This is a genomic window from Moraxella tetraodonis, from assembly GCF_022359095.1.
GTDB lineage: Bacteria > Pseudomonadota > Gammaproteobacteria > Pseudomonadales > Moraxellaceae > Faucicola > Faucicola tetraodonis.
Genome location: NZ_JACSYB010000001.1, coordinates 1,291,306 through 1,315,505, shown reverse-complemented (window position 1 = coordinate 1,315,505; position 24,200 = coordinate 1,291,306). Strand labels below are relative to the sequence as shown.

Sequence of the window (24,200 nt, the reverse complement as noted above, 5' to 3'; positions counted from 1 at the left end):
TAAGCTAGGCAAGTTGGAATTGGCGACTTTGCTTGATAATTTCATTGGCAAGGCGAATATACGCTTGTGAGCCTTTTGAATTCATCTCATAATCAAGCGCAGGGATGCCGTGCGCGGGGGCTTCTGCTAGACGAATATTACGGGGAATGATGGTATTAAATAAAATCGGACCAAAATGCTCAATCAATTCCATAGAGACATCATTTGCCAAGGTATTGCGCGGGTCAAACATGGTTCTTAGCACACCGCGAATATGCAGTTTTGGGTTTAGCGACTTCAAACGCTCAATGGTTTGCGACAAATCCGCCAATCCTTCCAATGCAAAATATTCACATTGCATCGGGATAATCACCCCTGATGTGGCACACATTGCATTAATGGTAAGTAAACTTAAACTCGGCGCGCAGTCAATCACTATAAAATCATACGGCTTAGTCGCGCGGCCGTTTTTGGCAGGCATATCAGCGAGCTGCTGCATGGCTTTTGACAAAATTGCATGGTTTTCAGGCTTTTGACTTAAATGCAAATCACTGCCTGACAATTCATTGTTGGCACCGACAATATCAAACCCATTCGGGGTTTTGACAATCGCCTCATGGATTGGTAAATCATCTAATAGCACATCAGCAATGCTGTATTCTAACTCGCGTTTATCCAGCCCTGATGCCGTGGTCGCATTGCCTTGGGCATCCAAATCAATCAGTAAGACTTTTTTGCGGCGATGTGCCAGTGCACTTGCCAAATTAACCGCGGTGGTGGTTTTGCCCACCCCACCTTTTTGATTAGCAATGGCTAAAATATCCATGAACTGTCTCGCAATGTGTTGATAAAAAGGTTGAAAATTGTAGTCAAAAACAGCCAGTTTATCAAACCCTAATACCGGTAAAACTGGCTGAAATGGGATGTTTATCTTTGCAAATAAATCAGATGGCGTGATTCATGCAGCTCAGGCACGGTTAACACCTGCGTGTTAATTTGCCACTCAGTTTGAAGCGCTTGAATCTCGTCAATAGGTTCAACCCCCTTCATGGCACAAATGACACCATTGTCTGCCAATTTGCTTTGACTATGGATGACAAAATCCACCAGTGATGCAAACGCCCTTGAGGTAATCACTTGATAACTACCTGCATGCGCTTCGATACGACTGGCAACCGGTGTTAGATTTTTTAACCCCAACTCACTGGCGACTTGTTTGATAAAGCGAATTTTCTTTTGGTTACTATCGAGCGCTGTCACCGCACGTTGTGGCTGACAAATGGCAACTATCACCGCTGGCAAACCCGCACCCGTCCCAATATCTAGCAAATCACCGGCTGGCAAAAATGGCACAATCGACAAACTATCAAAGATGTGTTTGATTAACGCTTGTTGGTCATCTTTGATAGCGGTCAAATTATACGCTTTATTCCAAAATAACAGCTGCTGTAGATAGTACAGGATCTGTAATTGCTGCTCATCCGATAGTGGCAATTTTAACTCAGATAGCGCTTGTTGCAACTGCGGTTGTAATTTTAGGTACTGGGGTTGTAGCTTTACATTAATCTGCGCCATTAAAACACCCGATTAAGACCATTGAGGGCAGCAACGCGATAGGCTTCTGCCATCGTTGGGTAGTTAAAGGTAGTATTGACAAAGTATTCTAGCGTATTGCTGCCCTTACTTTCCATCACTGCTTGTCCGATATGAATAATCTCAGAGGCGTGATTGCCATAACAATGGATACCTAAAACCTCTAAGGTTTCACGGTGAAACAGTATTTTTAACACCCCACTACGCTCACCGATGATTTGTGCGCGGGCAAGGTGTTTGAAGAAGGCTTGACCCACTTCATACGGCACTTTTTCGGCCGTTAATTCTTGTTCGTTTTTACCAATGCTTGAAATTTCAGGAATGGTATAAATACCCGTTGGCACACTGCGAACAGGTTGTGCGTTTTCATCGCCCACCATATAAGCAGCGGCGCAGCGTCCCTGGTCGTAAGCTGCCGATGCAAGCGATGGCCAGCCAATCACATCCCCTGCTGCGTAAATATTTGGGATATCGGTTTGGTAATGTTCATTGACTTTAAGTTGACCACGGCTGTTTGCGGTGAGTCCGATGGCGGCAAGGTTGAGACTGTCGGTATTACCTGAGCGACCGTTTGACCATAAAATAGCATCTGATTTGATGCGTTTACCACTTTTTAGATATAAAATCACGCAGTCATCATAAGTTTCTAGCCGTTCAATTTCTTCTTTGTTACGAATCAACACGCCAAATTGTCTAAAGTCATGCGATAATGCGTCAGAAATCTCATCATCTAGATAGCTAAGCAACTGCTCTTGGGTATTAATCAAATCTACTTTATAGCCAAGACCAGTAAAAATAGACGCATACTCACAGCCAATCACGCCTGCACCATAAATAATAATGCGCTGTACCACATAATCCATTTGTAGGATTTTATCAGAATCAAACACGCGAGGATGGCTAAAATCTAACAAATCTGGGCGATAAGGACGGCTACCCACAGTAATAATGGCTTGTTCAAAGGTAATGTCTTGCTCGGTACCATCACTCATATCAATATGAATGGTATGGGTATCTTTAAAACTTGCCCAACCATTGATTAAGTCAATTTGATTGCGCTCATAAAAACGGGTATGCGTTTCTACCTGATTACGCACCACTTCGCGCGCTTTGGTTAATACTTTATTGAGTGGAATTTGGTGATAGTCAATGCCTTGGTTTAAGATAGGATCGCGGCGATTACCGATAATATTAAACACTGACTGACGCAATGCTTTACTTGGAATCGTGCCTACGTGCGTACAGTTGCCCCCCACTTGTTTGCGTGGATCAATCACGGCAACTTTTTGCCCAGATTTGGCGATTTTCATCGCTGCTGCTTCACCCGCGGGTCCTGCGCCAATCACGACAGCATCATAATCATAGGCATGGCTAACGGCATCTTGACGTTTATAACGCTTTAAATTGATGCGGGTGTTATCTAGCGGGCTAATTAAATCAAAATGCACCGATGCATCATCAAAATGTTTTACCTTATCGTCGTCTTCACTGATACTGACGGTATTGGCTTTTTTATCAGAATCCGAAATTTCAGTTTTGGTTGGTTTTGCCAAAATTTCGGTAATATTTTCTTGGGGTTCAATAATTGACTGTGTGTTGGAATCACAGATGTTTTCGTTGTCATTGTTTGTAGGGGGAATTTGAGTAACTTTGTCATTAATCCGTTTTTTTGGCATATTAGCTCCCATATTTTAAGCCTTGATAATGAATAAAAAATTTTTAAATGAAATATAAAATACGATAAATTAACCGTATGTTAAGAAATTACATTAACCAATTCGACGTTTTAACCCCGTCATCTGTAAAATACGCGTCGCGATTTCTTCAATCGACATCGTGGATACATCAATATTTGGAATCCCTTGAGAAATATAAATACCTTGAATGGCGCGCAACTCCTGCTGACATTGCTGATAACTTGCATAGCGACTACCTGCACGGCGCTCGTTACGAATTTTTACCAGTCGATCGGTGTCAATCACCAAACCAAACAGTTTGTCACGGTAGGGCTTTAACGCTTTGGGCAACGAATTTTCATATAAATCATCTTCAGTCAACGGATAATTCGCCGCACGAATACCGAATTGCAACGCTAGGTATAAAGAGGTGGGCGTTTTGCCCGAACGTGACACCCCAATCAAAATAATATCTGCCGCATCATAATGGGTGGTACGCGCGCCATCATCATTATCTAAAGCAAAATGCACCGCATCAATACGTGATTTATAGTTCTCAGAATCGACATCCCCATGCGCATGACCGGTATGCGGTGCAGGTTGTACTTTGATTTCATCGGCAATTTTACTAATTAAGCCTTCATAAATATCCAAGTTAAAGGCATCTGCACCGTTGATTCGCTCACGAATCACAGGGTCAACGATTGTATCAAAGACTAGCGGCTTTACCCCATCACGTTGGTGGGCAAGATTGATTTGATTGACCGCTTCATCGGCGCGATCAAGGGTATCAACATAAGGAATAACCCGAGTCTCAAATGGTACCGTGGGAAATTGGCTTAAAATAGAACGACCTAGGGTTTCAGACGTAATCGCGGTACCATCGGAGATAAAAAACACACTTCGCAACGACTGCGAATTTGCAAAATTTAAGGCGTCTTTATTTTGAATCGTGGCTTTGATTTGCTCAATGGTCATGAAAAATTATCCAAAAAAATGACAAGCAGCGTCCATACTAATTTAAATTAACACTGGTTTAAACTCATACTGATGGTCAACCTCACACATTAACTGCGTTTTTGGCAGTGAATTTCATCTATTCATGTCGTTATCAGTGCAGACACTATCTTTTGTCTCACAGGCGTTTGTCTTACAGGTCGAGTGTTTGTTATTATACGTGACTTGTAGGCTTTAATCTAACAAATCGATGCTTAATTTGCCTTAATTAGCCATCAGTTATTGTCACTAAAGGCTTATCTACGTTTTTTTCACCTTAGACTCAAAGACATCCAAACAAAATCGACATCCAAGCAAAATTTTAGTGGAATTGTTAATGGCTGACAGTTTTTCTAAAATTATAAATTTTTTGCTAGAAAATCATTTTTTAAGATGAATTTTCTACGAAATACCGTTATAATCTTTTCAAAATAATCTTTATTTCACGGAGTTATCACCTTGAACGCACAAGTTATCTCACTCGACAAGTTATGCAAAAACGACATTGACAAAGTAGGCGGTAAAAACGCTTCATTAGGTGAAATGATTAGTCACCTAACAGATTTAGGGGTAAGCGTACCAGGTGGCTTTGCAACAACGTCTGAAGCTTTTAACAAATTCTTAATCGGTACAGGTCTTCAAGACAAAATCAAAGCCGCGCTTCAAGGTCTGGATGTGGATGATGTTGCGGCATTGACTGCCACGGGTAAAAAAATCCGTGACATGATTATTGAGCAAGAGTTACCTAAAGATCTAGAACAAGAAATCCGTGAGGCCTTTGCCGAGATGAGCCAAGGCGAGGACATCGCTGTTGCAGTTCGTTCATCAGCGACTGCTGAAGATTTACCAGACGCCTCATTTGCTGGTCAACAAGAAACTTTCCTCAATATCCGTGGTATTGACAATATCTTGATTGCTATTAAAGAAGTCTTTGCTTCTTTATACAATGACCGTGCCATCGCTTACCGCGTTCACAAAGGTTTTGAGCACGCCGGTGTTGCATTATCAGCTGGCGTACAACGCATGGTACGCTCAGAGACAGGCACTTCAGGTGTGATGTTCACCATTGATACCGAAAGTGGTTTTAATGACGTGGTATTTATTACCGCAAGCTATGGCTTGGGTGAAATGGTCGTGCAAGGTGCGGTGAACCCTGATGAATTCTATATTTCAAAAGCGTTATTAAATGCCGGCAAACCCGCGGTTATTCGCCGCAACCTCGGCAGCAAACAACAAAAAATGGTTTATGCAGACGAGCACTCAGCTGGCAAATCAGTCAAAATAGTCCCAGTAGACAAAGCAGAACGCAACCAATTTTCACTGAGCAATGAAGAATTGGTTGAACTTGCCAAACAAGCGTTAATCATCGAAAAACATTATGGTCATGCGATGGATATCGAATGGGCAAAAGATGGTGACAGTAACAAATTATTCATTGTGCAAGCCCGTCCAGAGACAGTAAAAAGCCGTGAAAGTCAAAACGTCATGGAGCGTTACATCCTTAAAGAAAAAGGTGATGTCATCTGTGAAGGTCGTTCAATTGGTCAACGTATCGGCGCAGGTACTGTACGCGTGGTCAATTCAATCCATGAAATGGATAAAGTACAAGAAGGTGACGTCCTTGTTTCTGATATGACTGACCCAGACTGGGAACCCGTCATGAAACGTGCCGCTGCTATCATCACTAACCGTGGTGGTCGTACCTGTCACGCGGCAATTATCGCGCGTGAATTGGGTGTCCCTGCTATCGTGGGTTGTGGTAACGCCACTGACCTATTGACCGATGGTCAAGCAGTCACTGTATCTTGTGCAGAAGGTGATACCGGTTATATCTACGAAGGTCAATTGGACTTTGAAATCCAAAACAACTCAATTGAGTCAATGCCAGACTTGGCATTTAAAATTATGATGAATGTGGGTAACCCTGACCGCGCCTTTGGATTTGCCCAAATCCCTAATGAAGGGGTGGGTCTGGCGCGATTAGAATTCATCATCAACCGTATGATTGGTGTGCATCCAAAGGCACTGCTTAACATGAACACCCTACCACGCGAAATCGTACAAGCGATTCAAGAGCGCATGGCAGGTTATGCTTCACCGATTGATTTCTACGTTGATAAATTGGTTGAAGGTATTTCAACCCTAGCCGTCGCATTCAAAGATAAGAAAGTTATCGTACGTATGTCTGACTTTAAATCGAATGAATATGCAAACTTAATCGGCGGTAAACTATATGAGCCATCTGAAGAAAATCCCATGCTCGGTTTCCGTGGTGCAAGCCGTTACGTATCAGAAAACTTCCGTGACTGCTTTGAATTAGAATGTCGTGCATTAAAACGTGTTCGTGATGAAATGGGCTTAACCAACGTTGAAATCATGATTCCATTCGTACGTACCACAGAAGAAGCGCGTAAGGTACTAGAACTGCTTGAGAAAAATGGTCTTAAACGTGGTGAAAACGGTTTACGCGTCATCATGATGTGTGAGTTGCCAACCAATGCCTTGTTAGCAGAAGAGTTTTTACAATACTTCGATGGTTTCTCAATCGGCTCAAACGATTTAACCCAGTTAACGCTTGGTCTTGACCGTGATTCGGGTATCGTATCTCAATCATTTGATGAACGTGACCCAGCGGTTAAAAAACTACTGAAAATGGCTATCGATGCCTGTAACGCACAAGGCAAGTATATCGGTATCTGTGGACAAGGCCCTTCTGACCATCCAGACCTAGCGATGTGGTTAATGGAACAAGGTATTACTTCTGTTTCATTGAATCCGGATTCGGTGTTAGACACTTGGTTCTTCTTAGCAAAAACCGAAAAATAAGCTTGTTGGCATTCATAAAGCCCTTAGTTTTGACTAAGGGCTTTTTTTGGGCATTAAAAAACCCAGCATGCACATGACACGCTAGGTTTTTTTGCGCTGCAATTTATAACAACACGCGGCGTGGATCTGCTAGTAATTTCGCAATATATCGGGTAAATACCGCAGCGTCCGCACCATTAATCACACGGTGGTCATACGATAATGACAACGGTAGCATTAAACGTGGCTCAAACTCGCCTTTGGTCTCATTCCAACGTGGCTGAATACTAGATTCACTGATGCCTAAAATCGCAACTTGTGGCCAATTGACCAGCGGCGTAAAATAAGTACCGCCAAGATTGCCTTGACTTGAAATCGTAAATGACGCGCCGGTTAACTCTTTGGCAGATAGTTTTTTATCACGCGCTTTTTTGGCAAGCTCACCGATTTCAATCGCTAGTTGTTTGATACCTTTTTGCTCTACACGTTGAATGACAGGGACTGTCAAACCCTCCTCGGTGGCTACAGCAAAGCCTAAATTCACGGATTTACGGATAATAATCTGGGTATTGTCATTGCTTAAATGGCTGTTAAATTTTGGGTGTTGCATGAGCGCATAAGCGGTTACTTTCATGATGAAAGCCAGAATAGTTAGACTCACCCCTTCTTTTTTCATCTCATCTTTTAGGTCACCACGCAATTTTTCAACATCGGTAATATCTGCCAAATCAAACTGGGTGACTTGTGGCAAATAGGTATTGTAATTAAGCTGCGGAATTGAGACTTTTTGTAGACGGGTCAAATCTTGGCGCTCAATTTCTCCCCAAATTTCCGTTTTACTCATATCGGGTAAATTAGGTAATCCTGAGCGAGCCGCTGAAGGCGCAGATATATTATTTGCTACTGCGGGCGTGCTAATTGCTTTTATTGTATTTTTGACATAAGCAAACACATCTTCTTTGACAATACGCCCATTAGCGCCCGTGCCAGTCACCTCACTGACATCAACACCCAATTGGCGCGTAAGTTTGCGCACCGCTGGACCTGCATAAACCGCGGCATTTTTGGCATTGATTTGCGACTCAGACAGTTTTGACTGTGAATTTGACTGACTAGATAGTGTACTGGCGCTATTAGTTGAAGTCGGCGCGGTATTTTGCGTTTTAGCGACTTCTTGCTGAGCGGTATGGGTGGTCGCTTGCGGCTGTGATGCTGAACTTGATGCTGATTGCACTGACCCCACCGCTTCAATTACAACAAAGTCTTGACCATTGGTGACGGTATCGCCAGCGTTAACCAGTAATTCAACCACTTTACCTGCGACTGGCGAGGGGACTTCCACCGAGGCTTTATCGGATTCTACCAACAACAAGGGTTGTTCTGCTGTGATCTCATCGCCTACTTTGACCATCCATTCACTAATCTGTGCCGACTCTACCCCAAGATCAGGCAAACCAAAGGTTTGCTTACCAGCGGGGGTGGATGATTGAGGCGCAGATACCGTTTGAGCGGGTGGCTCATTTTGGTTTGCGGCTGAAGTGGCTTGACTGGCGGCTTGTTCTGATGGGTCACTAGCTAATGGCTGTTGCGAAGCTGCTTGGGAGGTCATCACGATAAAATCTTGACCATTGGCGACCGTATCACCTGCATTGACTAAAAATTTGACAATTTTTCCACTGACAGGTGCCGGTACTTCGACCGATGCTTTATCGGATTCGACCAATACCAGCGGTTGTTCAGCAGTGACAGTATCGCCTTCTTTGACCAACCACTCACTAATTTCTGCGCTATCTACCCCCAAATCTGGCAATGTATAAGTTGCTTCAGCCGATGTAGATGTTGGCTGTGATTGGTTTGACGCAGCCATAGACGGCGCTTGCGATGAAGTCGCATTAGCCTCTTTAGCCTCTTTAGCCTCTTTAATTTCTCCAGCTTCGTTAGATTGGGCTGCTTGTTGGTCTGTCTGTTGCGCAGATTGCTCTACGGGTGTAGTGTTGGATTGGCTATTGTCTACACTATCGATGGTGAGAATCACATCACCTTCTTTGACCTTATCGCCGATTTGGATACTAATCGCTGTAATAGTCCCTGCTGATGTCGCAGGTACTTCTACAGAGGCTTTGTCAGACTCTAATAAGACAATGTTATCGTCCACATTGATGACATCGCCGACTTTGACCATAATTTCGCTGACTTCAGCGCTATCAACGCCTAAGTCGGGAACTTTGATTTCCATGGGTTTATCCTTAAATTTTTATTTTTACTAAGTGGGCAATCAGCCGCTAATACGTGGCTGATTTTTTCCAATTATTAATTGATATTATTCAGGTTTTTCGTTAAGAATTGGCGCATCGGCTTTATCTTCTGCTTTGCCGTCTGCTGAAATCGCTTCATCATCCTCTTCAACCAAGGTTGGTACAGGTTTTGGATTCGCGCCTAAAATCGCTGGTGCATCTGGGGATTGGTCGATTTGTACTTGAGGATACCAAGCAGGTGAAGCATCGGCATCAATACCTAGGCTACTAATGGCATCTTTGACCAAACGCGCATCAACTTCGCCTTCATCTGCCAATAGTTTGAGCGTTGCTACCACAATATGGGCAGCATCCACTTTAAAGAAACTACGTAATTGGCTGCGGCTATCCGAACGACCAAAACCATCGGTACCTAAGGTGGCATACGGACGACTGTCTGGTAGGTAGGCGCGAATTTGTTCAGAGAAAATGCGCATATAGTCGGTGGCGGCGACTACAATGCCTTCATGCTGTGCAAGTTGTTCAGTAACCCAAGGCGTACGCTGTTCATCTAATGGGTGTAGACGATTGTACTCATCACATGCCATGCCCTCACGAGTGAGTTCATTAAAGCTTGTGACACTCCACACGTTGGCATTGATGTTGAATTCTTCAGCTAGAATGTGCGCGGCTTTTTCAACCTCACGTAAAATCACGCCCGAACCCAGCAATTGCACTTGTTTTGAACCATTATCTTTGAGCAAGTACATGCCTTTTTTGATGCCTTCTTCGACCCCTGTTGGCATAGCTGGTTGCTCATAGTTTTCATTCATTAAGGTGATATAATAGAAAACCCGTTCGCCTTCACCATACATACGGCGCAGACCATCTTGTACAATCACCGCTAGCTCATAACCATAACATGGGTCATAAGTGACACAGTTTGGCACCGTGTTAAATAAAATCAACTGATGACCATCTTGGTGCTGTAAGCCTTCGCCATTGAGTGTGGTACGACCTGCGGTACCGCCAAGCAAGAACCCTTGCGCCTGCATATCGCCTGCGGCCCAAACTAAATCACCGACACGTTGGAAACCAAACATCGAATAATAGATATAAAAAGGAATCATCGGTAACGCATTGGTTGAATAACTGGTCGCTAACGCAATCCAAGTACTCATCGCACCCGCTTCATTAATGCCTTCTTCCAGCATGTGACCGTCTTTGGCTTCTTTATAACCCATCAAGGCTTCATGGTCTTCAGGGGTATAATTTTGACCCGATGCCGAGTAGATACCCAATTGGCGGAACATACCTTCAAGACCAAAAGTACGGGCTTCATCAGGAACAATCGGCACTACACGCTCTTGCAGCGCTTTATTTTTTAGCAGTGCCGCTAGCAAGCGTACAAATACCATGGTGGTAGATTGTTCTTTGCCCGCACTACCTTGTAGTAATTTGTCAAAAATCTCCAATCCTGGGACATCGAGTGGAATATGACCACTACGGCGATTGGGTAAATGTCCGCCCAGTGCTTGACGTCGACCTTTGAGGTATTGGATTTCAGCAGAATTTTCATCAGGACGATAAAACGGCAATTCTTCAAGCTGCGTATCGGTAAATGGCAAATCAAAACGGTCACGGAAGTATTTTAACGAATCAATTTCGAGTTTTTTGATTTGGTGGGTTTTGTTGACCGCTTGGCTTTGGTTAGATAAGCCATAGCCTTTGACGGTTTTAACCAAAATCACCGTCGGCTGACCTTTGGCTTTCATGGCTTCACTAAATGCGGCATACACCTTCATCGGGTCATGGCCACCACGGTCTAAATTTTGGATTTCTTGGTCAGTCCAATCTTTCACCATTTCGGCAAGTTCTGGGTATTTACCAAAGAAATAGTCACGGACAAATTTACCATCACGCGCTTTATACACTTGGTATTCACCATCGAGGGTCTCAAGCATACGGTGTTTGAGCGCGCCCGTATGGTCTTTGTCTAGTAGCGTATCCCATTTACCGCCCCAGATGACTTTAATCACTCGCCAGCCTGCACCGCGAAACACGGATTCAAGCTCTTGGATGATTTTACCGTTACCACGTACAGGGCCATCTAGGCGCTGTAAGTTACAGTTAATCACCCAAATCAAATTTTCTAGGTTCTCGCGACCTGCTAGTGAGATAGCACCTAGGCTCTCTGGCTCATCGGTTTCACCATCACCCAAGAATGCCCAAATTTTGCGACCTTCTTTTGGAATCAAGCCACGATTTTCAAGATATTGATGCACATGCGCGTGATAAATCGACATGATTGGGCCTAAACCCATCGACACGGTTGGGAACTGCCAATAGTCAGGCATCAAATAAGGGTGTGGGTAGCTAGATAGCCCCTTGCCGCCTACTTCACGGCGAAAATTCGTTAGCTGCTCTTCAGTCAATCGACCTTCTAAAAATGAGCGAGCATACATCCCTGGTGAACCGTGACCTTGATAATAAATCATATCACCGCCAAAGCTTTCACTCGCTGCGCGCCAAAAATGGTTAAAACCTGTTTCGTATAACGTCGCGCTTGAGGCAAACGTCGCTAAGTGACCGCCTAAGTCGTCGTCATTTTTGTTGGCACGCATCACCATCGCCACCGCATTGTAACGAATGATAGCGCGAATTTTACGCTCTAGGGTTAAATCACCGGGATAAGAGGGTTGATCTTCTACAGGAATAGTGTTGATGTAAGCGGTGTCAAGACGGTTAACGCGTAATCCTTCTTGTACCGCCTTATCATAGATGGCTTTTAGTAAAAAAGTGGCACGTTTTTTTCCCACTGACTTGATCACCGAATCAAAGGCGTCAAGCCATTCTTGGGTTTCTTGACTATCAGGGTCTTTAAAATACTGATATTGCATTTTTCGTTCCTTCTGGCAATGGCATCCATCCATGGAAATAACCTAGAATGGAGCTAGGTTGTAAACGACTCAAAGTATTCAACTATTAGACACAAAACATTGTTATAAATAGCGATAGCAATATTTTACATGAAAAAAATATTTATGTATTTTCCCTAATTTTTAATAGGTATTTAGCTATGAAATAAAGGTGAAAAAACAACTGTTTTTTCTGACCGTATAGTAAATTTATCAACAAAGTAAAGCAATAAAAGCATTAAATCGCTTGACAGTCAACCATCAACACTTATCAACCGCTTTTTGATAAGCTGGGCGAGCTTGGCATTTTTTTAACCAATTGTGAATATTGGCGTATTTTGCCTCTAAACTATGGGTTTCTTGCATGGCGTTTATGCCAAATTCAAGCTGTATATCAGCGCCGCTAAATTGGTTGCCAGCAAGCCATTCATTACTCCCCAAATGCTTATCTAGCATTTTGAGCTGCTCGGTTAATGAATGATTCAGATAAGATTTGTCTATCCCCGATTTGAGTAATTTTGCCACTTGTTTGATACCTATCGGTGATTTTTCTATCATGGTAGCAAATAGCAGTCGGATAATAAGCAAGGGCATCAACGAGCTTTCAGTAAAATGCAGCCAATATCGATACTGTTCATACGCCTCACTGCCATAATCTGGGCGAAATTTTTTATTCAGCACCAGTTGTGATATCGGCTGAGCATCTTGCTGGTCGCTTAACTGGTCATAGTTATCAATCAAATACTCAATGATATTGGCCGATTCAATCAGCGTTTTTCCATTATCTTGCAGGATAGGTGCCTTACCCATCGGATGAATTTTTTGCAAAGACTTGGGCGCCAAACCATGATGGCGTTCGTACTTGGTCAACTGATAAGGCAGTTCTAATTCCTCTAATAGCCAAAGAATTCGAAACGAACGCGATTTTTCAAGGTGATGTAGATGCAGTTTTGACATGGGTATACTCGTCTTTTAATGTAATAGGATTGTTGGAACAAAGTAACTTTAAATTTTATAAGGCTTTAAACTTGCTGGCTGTTGCGAAATTGTAGAATTGAGCGAAAAAAACCAGCTTATTGATTGATAAGCTGGTTTGATAAAGCGAGGTTACAAATAGCAAGGCTACAAATTAGTCATCTAGCTGTTGTGCATCGGCTTCTAGTAAACCATCTTGCTGCAGCGCTTCAGACAACTCGATGTCTTGCAAATCCGCCCTGTCTTGTAAATCAGTACCATCTTGCGTGATATTGTCAGCCAATGCTGCCTCTAAACTATCTTCGTCCAGCTCGTCTTCACTACCGCCTTCAACCAAAGCAATAGATACCAATGATTCATCTTCTGAAATACGAATCAGGGTGACCCCTTGCGCATTCCGACCTGTTTGCGCGATTTGTCCGACAGGTGTACGAACAAGCGTGCCTGCATCAGAAATCAGCACAATATCATCAGCATCGGTTACCGCTAACGCCTGCACCAGCTCGCCATTACGCGCCGTGGTTTTGATGGCGATAATGCCTTTACCACCCCGACCTTTGACAGGGAAATCAGAGACAGGGGTACGTTTACCAAAGCCACGCTCACAAGCACATAAAATCTCGCCTTGCTGTGGGGCTACAACTAACGACACCACACGGCTAACCGCAACGACACTGTCATTGTCTTGGTCATCATGGCTATCGTCTTCAAGCTCGGTGTCCTCGTCTTCGATACCTTGATTGGCCAGTAGCGTCACCCGCATACCGCGTACCCCTTTTGCGGTACGACCCATCGCACGGATTTTACTTTCATTAAAGCGAATCGCTTTACCTTCATTAGAGAATAACATGATGTCTTGCTCGCCATCGGTAATGGCAACGCCAATCAAGTTATCGCCGTCATTGAGTTCGACAGCGCGAAGTCCGTTGGCGCGAAGGTTTTTAAATTGTGACAATTGGACGCGTTTTACCATGCCCGATGCGGTTGCAAAGAACACATAGCTATTGTCATTTTGCTTGTCGTCTTCGGTCACGGGCAAGATGGCGGTGACTTTTTCATCGGCATCGAGCGCAATCAAATTGACCATCGGACGGCCACGCGAACCACGGCTGGCAATAGGCACTTCAAACACTTGTAACCCAAACACACGACCCCGATCGGTAAAAATCATCACGTTGTTGTGCGTCGATGTGACCACCATATGGTCAATGACGTCGTCTGCCTTCATGGCAGTGGCTGACTTGCCTTTGCCACCGCGTTTTTGGGCGATATAGTCGCTGATAGGCTGGGTTTTGGCATAGCCCGTGCGTGAAACAGTCAACACAACGGTTTGCTCTGGAATCAAGTCTGCACGGCTAAAGTCACTGCGGCTATCGACGATTTGGGTTTTGCGCGCATCGCCAAAATCATCACGGATTTGGATTAATTCATCTTTGATTACTTGCATTAATTGGTCAAAGTTATCCAAAATGCTTTGTAATTGGGCAATGAGTGCCAAGATTTCTTTGAATTCTTGCTGTAGCTTGTCTTGCTCTAGCCCTGTTAAACGGTGCAGCTGCATATCCAAAATAGCATTGACTTGGTCAGGCGATAGACGATAATGTTGGTTGTTATCAATCAGTCCATATGGGGCGTTTAGGTCTTCGCCTTCAATCACATCGGGGCGAATCGAATGACTGCCTGCTGCCTCTAACATGGCAATCACGCCACCTGACTGCCAAGTATTGGTCAGTAAGTTATCGCGGGCTTCTTGGCGGTTTGCCGATGCCTTGATAGTGTCAATAATACGATCAATGTTGGCAAGGGCAATCGTTAGCCCTTCTAGCAGATGACCACGCGCCTGTGCTTTTTTGAGTTCAAAAATAGTACGGCGAGTCACAACTTCTTGGCGGTGACGTATAAAGGCGGCAATCAAATCCCGCAACGTCATGATTTTAGGTTGACCTTCATCTAAGGCAACCATGTTAATGCTAAAACTCGATTCTAAAGGCGTTTGGATAAATAGATTGTTAACGATGACTTCCGCGTTTTCACCCCGTCTTAAGTCAATAGCGATACGCATGCCATCTTTATCTGACTCATCGCGAATCTCGCTAATGCCTTCAAGTTTTTTATCGCGTACCAATTCTGCGATTTTTTCAATCAGTTTTGCTTTATTGGTTTGATACGGAATCTCGGTAAATACAATACGCTCACGCTCTTTATTGGCGCCCGTTTCACTCATCGGTTCGATGTGATATTTGCCGCGCAAATGCAGGCGACCTTTACCGGTGCGATAAGCATCGACAATGCCTGAGCGGCCATAAATGATACCGCCTGTTGGGAAATCAGGACCGGTGATGTACTGCATAAGCATTTCACCCGAGATGTGCGGATCATCGGCATACGCCAAACACGCATTAATCACTTCCGTCAGATTGTGTGGCGCCATATTGGTCGCCATACCCACCGCAATGCCTGTGGCACCATTAACAAGCAAATTTGGAATACGGGCTGGCATGACGCTTGGCATTTGCTCTGAACCATCATAGTTTGGCTCCCAATCCACAGTGTCTTTATCCAAATCACCCAGCATTTGGTGAGTAAGTTTTTGCATGCGCACTTCGGTATAACGCATCGCTGCGGCAGGGTCATCATCCACTGAGCCAAAATTACCTTGACCATCGATGAGCATATAGCGCATTGAGAACGGCTGCGCCAAACGCACAATCGCGTCATACACTGCAGTATCGCCATGTGGGTGGTATTTACCGATAACATCACCGACCACACGCGCCGATTTTTTGTAAGGTTTGTTAAAGTCGTTTGATAATTCATGCATCGCGTATAACACACGGCGATGAACAGGTTTGAGCCCATCACGCACATCAGGTAAAGCACGGGAGACAATTACGCTCATGGCATAGTCGAGATAAGATTGTTTTAATTCATCGACGATGCCAATCGGGCTAACGGAATCGGTGGACATGCACGCTCCTTTTATCAAGCTACTTAAATATACGAGTCATCTTATTTATTTTACTTTTCAAGGCGATAGCTAAGTTAACAACCATGCGTTTAAAAGCAATGCGCAATTTTGACCAAAAGTTGCAAAAAAACCCAATCAAAACTTTTAGAAAAGTAACACAGATGACGTTATATTTTTAGGATAGTAAAAAGGAATAATTATAGCATAAAACGCATGATTTAGCAGTTAACCCACCGCCAAATGTCGACGGTAACATCAAAATATCATGCTTTGACGGGTGTTATTTTACCCCCATGGCAAACTGCCCAAACTTTACCAGTTATTTTTACAAGCTATAAAATAATCGGATTAAATCTGAGGCTCGATATCAAACTGTCTAATGACAAAGCCTGTTGATAAACAGGCTTTGTTAAATTGGAGTCAGTTATATACGTATATGTTTAGTAGATATGACAAATTTAGAACTGGCTAAACAATGTCTGTGCCACACCCATACAATATGGCGTGACTAAACCATGATATTGCATAGCAACGGCTTGTGATGGATTGCCCCCGTTGGCAGCCGCATTTGCCGCAATATTTTGCACTTTACTAGCAAATCCTGCCTGCATTTTTTCTGATTGAGACTGGATGCTATTATTGTTGACAGTATCAAAACCTAACGTTTGATAAACCGGTTTTTGACGCGTGGCGCGATTGGTGACATCGATATCAATAATTCCCAACTTGGTCGCGCTAGTTTTATTAGTATCTGTGTCCCATAGTTTTTTCATTAAACTACTATTGACGTCAAAGAACACCATCGGATCTTGGTTACCACCACACATAATGACAGGCATTGTTGGTAAATAGCCGCGCAAGTCATTGGCTTTTAACGCTTTACGTAGGGGATGTTCAGGCAGTGTAGCAGGCACTGGGCTATAGTTGGTATAGCCTTGTAAATAAGGCACTGCCCAATCGACATTTTTTTGGGCATCCGCCAAGTACCCTAAACGGTAGTCATTTTTGACTAAATACTGCGTTGTATCAAAGCCAAAGCTAAATGCTGGGTCAGACGGTGATATCGCATCGAGCGTTGAATTGCCCGTTGGCGCTTTTTGAAACATTGCTGAGGCAGGCAATTTACCACTTAAAATGAGCTGCATATCAGTCATGCTGGCGCTAGGCAGTAGCGAGGGGATTTCATCGGCATTGGCTGGCGCGAACATGTCACTGGGTTTGGCATAAATATTGCCATACTGCTCTTGATAGTTGCGAGCCATCAGCGGGGCAAAAAAAGTCGCACCGAGCATGACTTTGCCACCAAATACCACATCACCAAAGGCTTCCATGGCATAAGGTCCAGAAATTGGCAGCGCCGCTGTCACAGGTTCTTTGAGCGTTTCAAGATAGCGCGTGGTTGCCATGGTGACATAGCCACCTTGAGAATAACCTGTAACAAACAATTTGCCATTGTCAGCGACATTGGTTGCACTGCCTGTGCGGCGTAACACTTCCCTGCCTGCTTTTAACGCATCTGCCATCTCGTGTGACTGCTGCTGGGCATTGAGGTACGGATGATAGGCTAGGCTTGATTTGTCATAACCTGCATAATTGGGTGAGATAACCACATAGCCCTGCCCTGCAAACAAAGCCGCTAACAATGTCGCGGCTGGTCCTGCTTCATTGTTGGCATTACCCACTTCTGCAAAATTATAGGCTTTGGTCGTTGCCGTACCGTGAGCATTGAGTACAATCGGTCGATTGCCACTACAGCTTGCATCCGTGCCTGTCGGAATAAACACAGCACCCGTCGCATCGGTCTTATTACCTTTGACATCGACGGTATCATATTGCATGTATTCAACACGCACACCGCACTTGGGCGTGGCTGCAACTTGGCTAAAATCGGGATCTGTGGTATTAAATAACTGGGTTAAGGCGCTGGGAGTTAGATTTTTGGTCGTTAATGGATCTTTGATTAAATTACCTGTGGGCAGTGAAGCAACGCCTGTTTTGGTAGGTGGCGTTGTCGCGGAATCATTGTCGCTACCACAAGCGGCTAAGGTTGAGGCCAACCACACCGAGATAAAAATTTTGGTTAGGCTAAAAGTAGGGTGGATTAAATCAGACTGGCGGTGCATCTCATACTCCTTATGAGGAAATTAATGGTTCATATCCTTGAACAACGCATCATGTTACCCAAAAAAAACGGGCATGAAAACGATACGCTCATCATGCCAGTTTTTGTACTATTTGAACATCCGTTTATGAAAAAATTTGCTACTGAAACAAAAAAACTAGAGTAGCCCTAAACAGATTTGCGTTTAACCTTGCTCCAAACCGCAGTTACTGGGCCCGATAAGGCGTAAATCACGCTAATCGCCAGCAATCCTGCAGGAATATTATACAACACGATACCGAGCGCAAACACAATCAAAATCAATACCACAAACGGGACACGCTTTTTATCAAACTCTTTAAAGCTATAATATTTTAAATTACTTACCATCAAAAAGCCGGCAACCACTACCCAAATGGCTGCCAAGATTTGAAAAGCGGGACTGGTCGCCGGCAATTCAACTTGCCAATCCATATGTACCATCACAAACGTCGTGACTAAAATAGCGGCTAACGGACTTGCTACCCCGACAAAGTATTTTTTATCAACGACACCAATTTGTACATTAAAACGCGCCAGTCTCAGCGCGGCACAGGCAGCATACACAAAGGCGCAAGCAATACCAATACGCCCCAACGGCTCTAACGCATAATGATAAATCAATAACGCAGGCGCCAGTCCAAACGCGATGCAGTCGGCTAGCGAGTCTAGCTGCTCGCCAAAGGGACTTTGTGCATTGAACAGCCTTGCCGCCCGACCATCTAACCCATCTAGCAATGCCGAGATAAAAATCGCCACACAGGCACGCATATAATGCCCTTCCCCCAACGCGCTTTGGGTAATCGAATAAAATGCCGCGAGTAACGACAATAGGGTAAATGAATTGGGAATTAAATAAACGCCTTTTTGCGCAATCGTTTTATCAGCGACACGCGCATTTTCAATGACTTCAAAGGTGAGCCCATCATAGTCATCGGTTTCTGCCAATTCACGGTTACGCTGATGCTCAAGCTGAATTGGATTGATATCCTGAGCCTGTGGCGGCTGTTGGGAGGGTTCGATGGGCGTCTTGATAAGGGTTGGTTGGTTATTATTATCGTTATTCATTGATTATCCTTGCAGGTTGTCTCTTGCAGGTCGTCTATAATAAATCATCTGTTGCTAGGTGCATCAAGCTCGGTAAAAAATTGCGAAATTTGGCGGGTTTTGTGACCAGTTAACCCGCCAAGTGTGACATTATTCGCCAACCAACCATTGTACTTTGGTGCGCTGTTCCACGCTCATTTGTGGGCTTTCAGGATGCTGCAAAATTGGCTGTAGATATTGCAAAATCTCTTCGGCTTTAGCATCAAATTGCCACGGTGGGTTAATCACCAACATGCCCGTCCCATTTAAACCCATTGGCAAATCGGGTGGGAAAATATTCAGCTCAAGCACCAATTGACGGCGGATTTCAGTACGTTTCATTTTTTTATAAAACAGCTCAACCGCATCGTTGTTTTTGATGGGGTACCAAAGAGCCAATACTCCGGTTGACCATTTTTTATGCGCTTTTACCAATAAATCTACCAATGCGCTAAAATCACGGTGTTCCTGTTCAAAGGGAGGATCGATTAAAATCAACCCGCGTTTTTCTTGCGGTGGTAGTACCGCCAAAATCCCTTCATAGGCATTGCGATGTTGCACGCCAATGGGCAATTGGTGCAGTTGGTAATTGAGCGCATCAAACTCGCTTGCTTTCCATTCAAACGCTTCGGCGCGATTGTTAATCTCTGGGTGAGCGTCTTGTTGTTTTTCGATGTGATGGGCAATAAACCAAGGCGAACCTGGATACACATGCTTATCGTAGAATTTTTTGGCGTAGCCAATATCTTGTAGATAAGTTTGCACCGCCTGTGGCGCTTGGCTGTTATCTTGCGCTAGCAGTTTGGTAATACCATGGATGGCTTCACCCGTTTTTTTGGCTTCATCACTGGCAAGTGAATACAAACCGCGCCCACCATACGCATCCAAAATATAATAAGGTTTTGGCTTGGCGCTCATCATCTCAAGTAATTGGAGTAATAAAACGTGTTTTACCACATCAGCGAAGTTGCCCGCGTGGTAGCTGTGTTGATAATTCATAATAAATTTTTCGTAAACAAATTAGCAGGTATGGTAGCATAGCTATCAAAAATTGGCGAAGTTTTTGCTAGAAGTTTTTGCTAAAAACTGCCCAGTTAAATGTTTAAACAATGCTGGAGGAAACACAGCGCACATGCCAGAGTTGAATTTTATCCTGCCCAACTGGTTTGAAAAAATAAATGACGCACAGCTTGACGGTCTGGTTAATGACGGGTTTATGGTGCTAGATGACTGTTTTGACGTCAAATTTTTTCAGGCGTTACAAAAAGAGAGTGGCTTGATTGACTATCAAGCGGCTAATTTGACGCAGGGTGAGCGAATCACTAGCATTCGCGGGGATAGCACCCGCTGGATTGATGAGCGCTGTCCGATTGGTATGCAGTATCTACAAGCGATTAATGAGCTGGCGCAATTTTTTAATCAAACCTTATACACAGGCATTCGCCGTAGTGAAGCCCATTATGCCCGCTACCCTGCAGGGTTTGGTTATCAGTGGCATTCAGACAATCCGCAAGGGCGTGATGAACGTGTGTTATCGGCAGTTTTTTATCTCAATGACGGTTGGGGCGCGCACGATGGCGGTGAAATTGTTGTCATCGATCAGCATGACACACAGCAACAATTACAGCCCCAAGGTAACAGATTGGTGATTTTTAACAGTAACTTAGTCCATCAAGTCGCAATCACCCATCGTGAACGCTTCTCCATTGCCACTTGGATGAGAAAAGATGGGCTAATTAGCCAGTAATAAACTTGCCGCAATCCCCCACATCACAACCCCAATGAGGATATCAAGAATTTTCCAAGACAGTGGTTTGGCAAATAGCGGCTGCAGCACACGCGCCCCATAACCCAAACTAAAAAAGAAGATAAACGATGATAAAATTGCGCCCAACGCAAACGCCAATTTATCGGTAACCTGTGATGCAATCGTCCCAAGCAAAATCACCGTATCTAAATACACATGGGGATTAAGCCAAGTAAATGCCAAGCACATGGCAATTACTTGTTTTAAATTACCAACGTCTTCACCCTGCGCCACGAGCGATTGGTTTGATTGATAAGCCGCAATAAAACTTCGGGCACCATACACAATTAAAAACAACGCCCCTGCGTATTTGGCGATGGTAATAATCAGCGGGAATTGCGAAATCAGCTTGCCAAAACCAAACACACCACCCGTAATCAACACCGCATCGGATAACGCGCAAATCAAACACACGATGAACACAAATTGTTGTTTTAGCCCTTGTTTAAGCACAAACGCATTCTGCGCACCAATCGCCAAAATTAGGGAAAAGCACACGCTCATGCCCATGAAAAAAGTAGAGATATTCATCGGTACCATATGTCCCCAGTAACATTCGCAAACAACACAAAAAAGCCCAGTAAGAAAAAAAGCGCAGTGAGAAAAAAAGCGTATTGTAGCCAAAATGCTGAGCGATTGCGAACAATGCGACCCGCTAAGGCGCTAATTTATGCTAATATGCAGCGCAAATAAGCGAGATTTTTGAGAGATTTTTAAGAGATTTTAAGGAAACGAGAATGACTGATTATGCCAGTAACGCGACTGATTTAGACCACCTTCAAGCGCAGACCTTAGCACTGAGTTTACAGCTGATGCGCGAGCCATCAGTGACGCCGACTGACCTTGACTGTCAAAATATACTGGCTGAGCGGCTTAACCACCTCGGCTTTGATTGTGAGTTTTTATACTTTGGTGAAAAAGGCGCAACAGGACGCGAAGCAGAAGTCAAAAACTTATGGGCAATTCGTCAAGGTCGTGAGCAGGCGCAGGCGCCCGTCTTATGTTTTGCAGGACATACCGATGTCGTGCCCACGGGCGATGTCAGCCAATGGACTTATCCGCCATTTGAACCCACTATCAAAGATGGCATACTGTATGGGCGTGGTGCTGCAGACATGAAAACAGCGATTGCGGCATTTACTGTCGCTGTTGAAAACTTTGTCGCCAAGCACCCCAATCATCACGGCTCAATTGCTTTCTTAATTACCGCTGATGAAGAAGGTCCTTCGGTTAACGGTACAATCAAAGTGGTGGAAACATTGCAATCTCGCAACCAGCCAATAACTTATTGCTTGATTGGCGAACCCTCTAGTACTCACACCTTGGGTGATATCATCAAAAATGGTCGCCGTGGCTCGCTTGGCGCCGTTGTGACGGTGACCGGCAAACAAGGCCATGTTGCCTACCCGCATTTGGCAGTTAACCCCATTCATTATGCTTTGCCAGCACTATCCGAGCTTTGTAGCCAAACTTGGGACAATGGCAATGCGTATTTTCCTGCCACCACCCTGCAAATCTCCAACCTTCATGCAGGCACTGGGGCTAACAATGTGATTCCTGCAACTTTAAGCGCCGAGTTTAATTTTCGTTTTTCCACTGAGACCAACGATGAGAAACTTAAAGCAACTACCCATGCGATTTTTGACAAGCATTTTCAAGACGGTGCAGCCAGTTATCACATCAATTGGAAACTATCGGGCAACCCATTTTTGACGCCACAAGGCAACCTCGTGGGCGCCTGTCAATCCGCGATTAAAGCCGTGACAGGGACAGATACACAGCTGTCAACCACAGGCGGCACCTCAGATGGTCGTTTTATCGCAACCTTGAATGTTGACAATAGGTCGCCTGAAGTGGTTGAGCTTGGCGTGCGTAATGCAACCATTCACCAGATTGATGAGTGTGTAGAGGTTGAAGATTTGGGTAAACTTGCCGCAATTTATGAGCAAATATTACAAAACTTGCTGTTAGACTAAATAATGTTAGCCCAAATACTGCATGCTAACAACCCAGTGATACGGCTAATTTTGCTGGGATGGCAATCTTCGTGGGGGCAGCAAATGATTATTTACCCAAGTCAAATGATTATTTACCCAAGTCAAATGATGTCAAAAACCGTTACTTTTTGGCTGACGCATTAAGCAAACGCGGGTCATTTTTCATGGGTAAATTAATTTAGCTGCTGCTCATTAACAATCTAGCATGAAGAAGAATCTAGCATTCAGCTTAATCTAGTTCGTCGAGCCAAGCCATTTGAATCGATTCTAGTTGTTTTTCGGTGGATTTGGTTGGGTCATCGCTAAATTCTTCTAACTGCGTCACATACCGATGCAAATCAGTAAAACGAATATATTGCACGTCTTCATCAGGGTATTTTTCAGAAAGTTGAATGGCAATTTCTAACGTGTCGTTCCATTTGAGGGACATATTTTTCTCCAGTTACTTGATGGGGGTGAGTTTTTTGATTTCGTTAAGATTGTCTTGCCAGGTTTTGATGACAGGATGAGTTTGTTCATCTTGCTGTACAATGACGCTGGTCGGTTGCACTTGCTGGTCTAGCATCAATACAATTTTGGTCAATGCCACCACATTTAAGTCATTTTTCACCCAAAACTCGTGGCGAAAATACAGGTATTTTTTATCCCAAGCCAATAATTGACTGCGAAGCGTCAATTTATCAAACAAAAAGCTTTCTTTGATGTAAGTTAATTGTTGCGATGCAATCACCCAACCTAGCTTGTCCGTTGGGCGTTGCTGCATCAGCCACTGCTGGATATTGAGCTCAATAAAGCTTAAGTAGCGATAATTAGGCACATGGTGACGAAACCCCATATCATGTGGCAAAATCCGGTAGTGGCGGATGATCGCATCGCTATAGCTTGGTTTAGATGACTTTGCTTTATCGGATTTTAGCATCAAACATAAGATAAAGTAACGAAGTAATAAATTCATGAATTTTCCTTGTGATATCCGCCTAATTATAACAAATAAAAAACCCTGACTAAACTGATTAGTCAGGGTTG

18 protein-coding genes are annotated in these 24,200 nt (G+C 44.0%); 4 read left to right on the top strand and 14 right to left on the bottom strand.

What is annotated here, in order from left to right:
• Positions 1-4 precede the first annotated feature (4 nt).
• From H9W84_RS05875 to ppsR, 4 genes are all read right to left on the bottom strand, one after another.
• The gene (locus H9W84_RS05875) at positions 5-805 is read right to left on the bottom strand and encodes a ParA family protein (RefSeq protein WP_050325335.1); all 801 of its coding nucleotides are present in this window, start codon (positions 803-805) and stop codon (positions 5-7) included.
• Between the two features lie 101 nt (positions 806-906).
• On the bottom strand, positions 907-1,554 hold the full coding sequence (gene rsmG / locus H9W84_RS05870; protein WP_239742309.1) for a 16S rRNA (guanine(527)-N(7))-methyltransferase RsmG: 648 nt from the start codon (positions 1,552-1,554) through the stop codon (positions 907-909).
• Positions 1,554-3,248 (bottom strand): Si-specific NAD(P)(+) transhydrogenase, encoded by a 1,695-nt coding sequence (sthA, locus tag H9W84_RS05865; RefSeq protein ID WP_239742307.1) that lies wholly within the window; start codon positions 3,246-3,248, stop codon positions 1,554-1,556. Before sthA ends, rsmG begins: the two co-directional genes overlap by 1 nt.
• Before the next feature lie 93 nt (positions 3,249-3,341).
• The gene (ppsR, locus tag H9W84_RS05860; protein ID WP_007116642.1) at positions 3,342-4,226 is read right to left on the bottom strand and encodes a posphoenolpyruvate synthetase regulatory kinase/phosphorylase PpsR; all 885 of its coding nucleotides are present in this window, start codon (positions 4,224-4,226) and stop codon (positions 3,342-3,344) included.
• Between the two features lie 477 nt (positions 4,227-4,703).
• Between ppsR and ppsA the strand changes: the two genes are divergently transcribed.
• Complete coding sequence (ppsA, locus tag H9W84_RS05855) at positions 4,704-7,070, top strand: phosphoenolpyruvate synthase (RefSeq protein ID WP_239742305.1); 2,367 nt, start codon at positions 4,704-4,706, stop codon at positions 7,068-7,070.
• 103 nt (positions 7,071-7,173) lie between these two features.
• Here the strand turns inward: ppsA and H9W84_RS05850 are convergent, their stop codons facing one another.
• From H9W84_RS05850 to H9W84_RS05830, 5 genes are all read right to left on the bottom strand, one after another.
• The gene (locus tag H9W84_RS05850) at positions 7,174-9,285 is read right to left on the bottom strand and encodes a 2-oxo acid dehydrogenase subunit E2 (protein WP_239742303.1); all 2,112 of its coding nucleotides are present in this window, start codon (positions 9,283-9,285) and stop codon (positions 7,174-7,176) included.
• 84 nt (positions 9,286-9,369) lie between these two features.
• Complete coding sequence (aceE, locus tag H9W84_RS05845; protein ID WP_239742302.1) at positions 9,370-12,183, bottom strand: pyruvate dehydrogenase (acetyl-transferring), homodimeric type; 2,814 nt, start codon at positions 12,181-12,183, stop codon at positions 9,370-9,372.
• 279 nt (positions 12,184-12,462) lie between these two features.
• Positions 12,463-13,158, bottom strand: coding sequence for a glutathione S-transferase (locus tag H9W84_RS05840; protein WP_239742300.1), 696 nt, complete (start codon positions 13,156-13,158; stop codon positions 12,463-12,465).
• 172 nt (positions 13,159-13,330) lie between these two features.
• On the bottom strand, positions 13,331-16,144 hold the full coding sequence (gyrA, locus tag H9W84_RS05835) for a DNA gyrase subunit A (RefSeq protein ID WP_239742298.1): 2,814 nt from the start codon (positions 16,142-16,144) through the stop codon (positions 13,331-13,333).
• 458 nt (positions 16,145-16,602) lie between these two features.
• Positions 16,603-18,267, bottom strand: coding sequence for an alpha/beta hydrolase family protein (locus tag H9W84_RS05830; RefSeq protein WP_050324457.1), 1,665 nt, complete (start codon positions 18,265-18,267; stop codon positions 16,603-16,605).
• Between the two features lie 24 nt (positions 18,268-18,291).
• Between H9W84_RS05830 and H9W84_RS05825 the strand changes: the two genes are divergently transcribed.
• A complete protein-coding gene (locus H9W84_RS05825) occupies positions 18,292-18,432 on the top strand; it encodes a hypothetical protein (protein WP_239742296.1) in 141 nt (46 codons plus the stop codon).
• Positions 18,433-18,434: 2 nt separating this feature from the next.
• Here the strand turns inward: H9W84_RS05825 and pssA are convergent, their stop codons facing one another.
• Positions 18,435-19,352: a CDP-diacylglycerol--serine O-phosphatidyltransferase gene (gene pssA, locus H9W84_RS05820; protein ID WP_239742294.1), complete on the bottom strand. Its 918-nt coding sequence runs from the start codon at positions 19,350-19,352 to the stop codon at positions 18,435-18,437.
• 129 nt (positions 19,353-19,481) lie between these two features.
• The gene (locus tag H9W84_RS05815; RefSeq protein ID WP_007116651.1) at positions 19,482-20,369 is read right to left on the bottom strand and encodes a 23S rRNA (adenine(2030)-N(6))-methyltransferase RlmJ; all 888 of its coding nucleotides are present in this window, start codon (positions 20,367-20,369) and stop codon (positions 19,482-19,484) included.
• Between the two features lie 133 nt (positions 20,370-20,502).
• Here H9W84_RS05815 and H9W84_RS05810 point away from each other — a divergent pair, with 133 nt between their 5' ends.
• Positions 20,503-21,117, top strand: coding sequence for a 2OG-Fe(II) oxygenase (locus H9W84_RS05810; RefSeq protein WP_239742292.1), 615 nt, complete (start codon positions 20,503-20,505; stop codon positions 21,115-21,117).
• Here H9W84_RS05810 and H9W84_RS05805 read toward each other — a convergent pair.
• Positions 21,103-21,717, bottom strand: a complete 615-nt coding sequence (locus H9W84_RS05805; RefSeq protein ID WP_227716754.1) for a LysE/ArgO family amino acid transporter — start codon at positions 21,715-21,717, stop codon at positions 21,103-21,105. The two genes, H9W84_RS05810 and H9W84_RS05805, sit on opposite strands and share 15 nt — an antisense overlap.
• Before the next feature lie 197 nt (positions 21,718-21,914).
• Here H9W84_RS05805 and dapE point away from each other — a divergent pair, with 197 nt between their 5' ends.
• Positions 21,915-23,153, top strand: a complete 1,239-nt coding sequence (gene dapE, locus H9W84_RS05800; RefSeq protein WP_239742290.1) for a succinyl-diaminopimelate desuccinylase — start codon at positions 21,915-21,917, stop codon at positions 23,151-23,153.
• Between the two features lie 250 nt (positions 23,154-23,403).
• Here the strand turns inward: dapE and iscX are convergent, their stop codons facing one another.
• Together iscX and H9W84_RS05790 are read right to left on the bottom strand one after the other, a co-directional pair.
• Positions 23,404-23,604: a Fe-S cluster assembly protein IscX gene (gene iscX, locus H9W84_RS05795; RefSeq protein WP_239742288.1), complete on the bottom strand. Its 201-nt coding sequence runs from the start codon at positions 23,602-23,604 to the stop codon at positions 23,404-23,406.
• 12 nt (positions 23,605-23,616) lie between these two features.
• Positions 23,617-24,129, bottom strand: a complete 513-nt coding sequence (locus H9W84_RS05790; protein WP_239742287.1) for an acyl-CoA thioesterase — start codon at positions 24,127-24,129, stop codon at positions 23,617-23,619.
• Between the last annotated feature and the right edge of the window lie 71 nt (positions 24,130-24,200).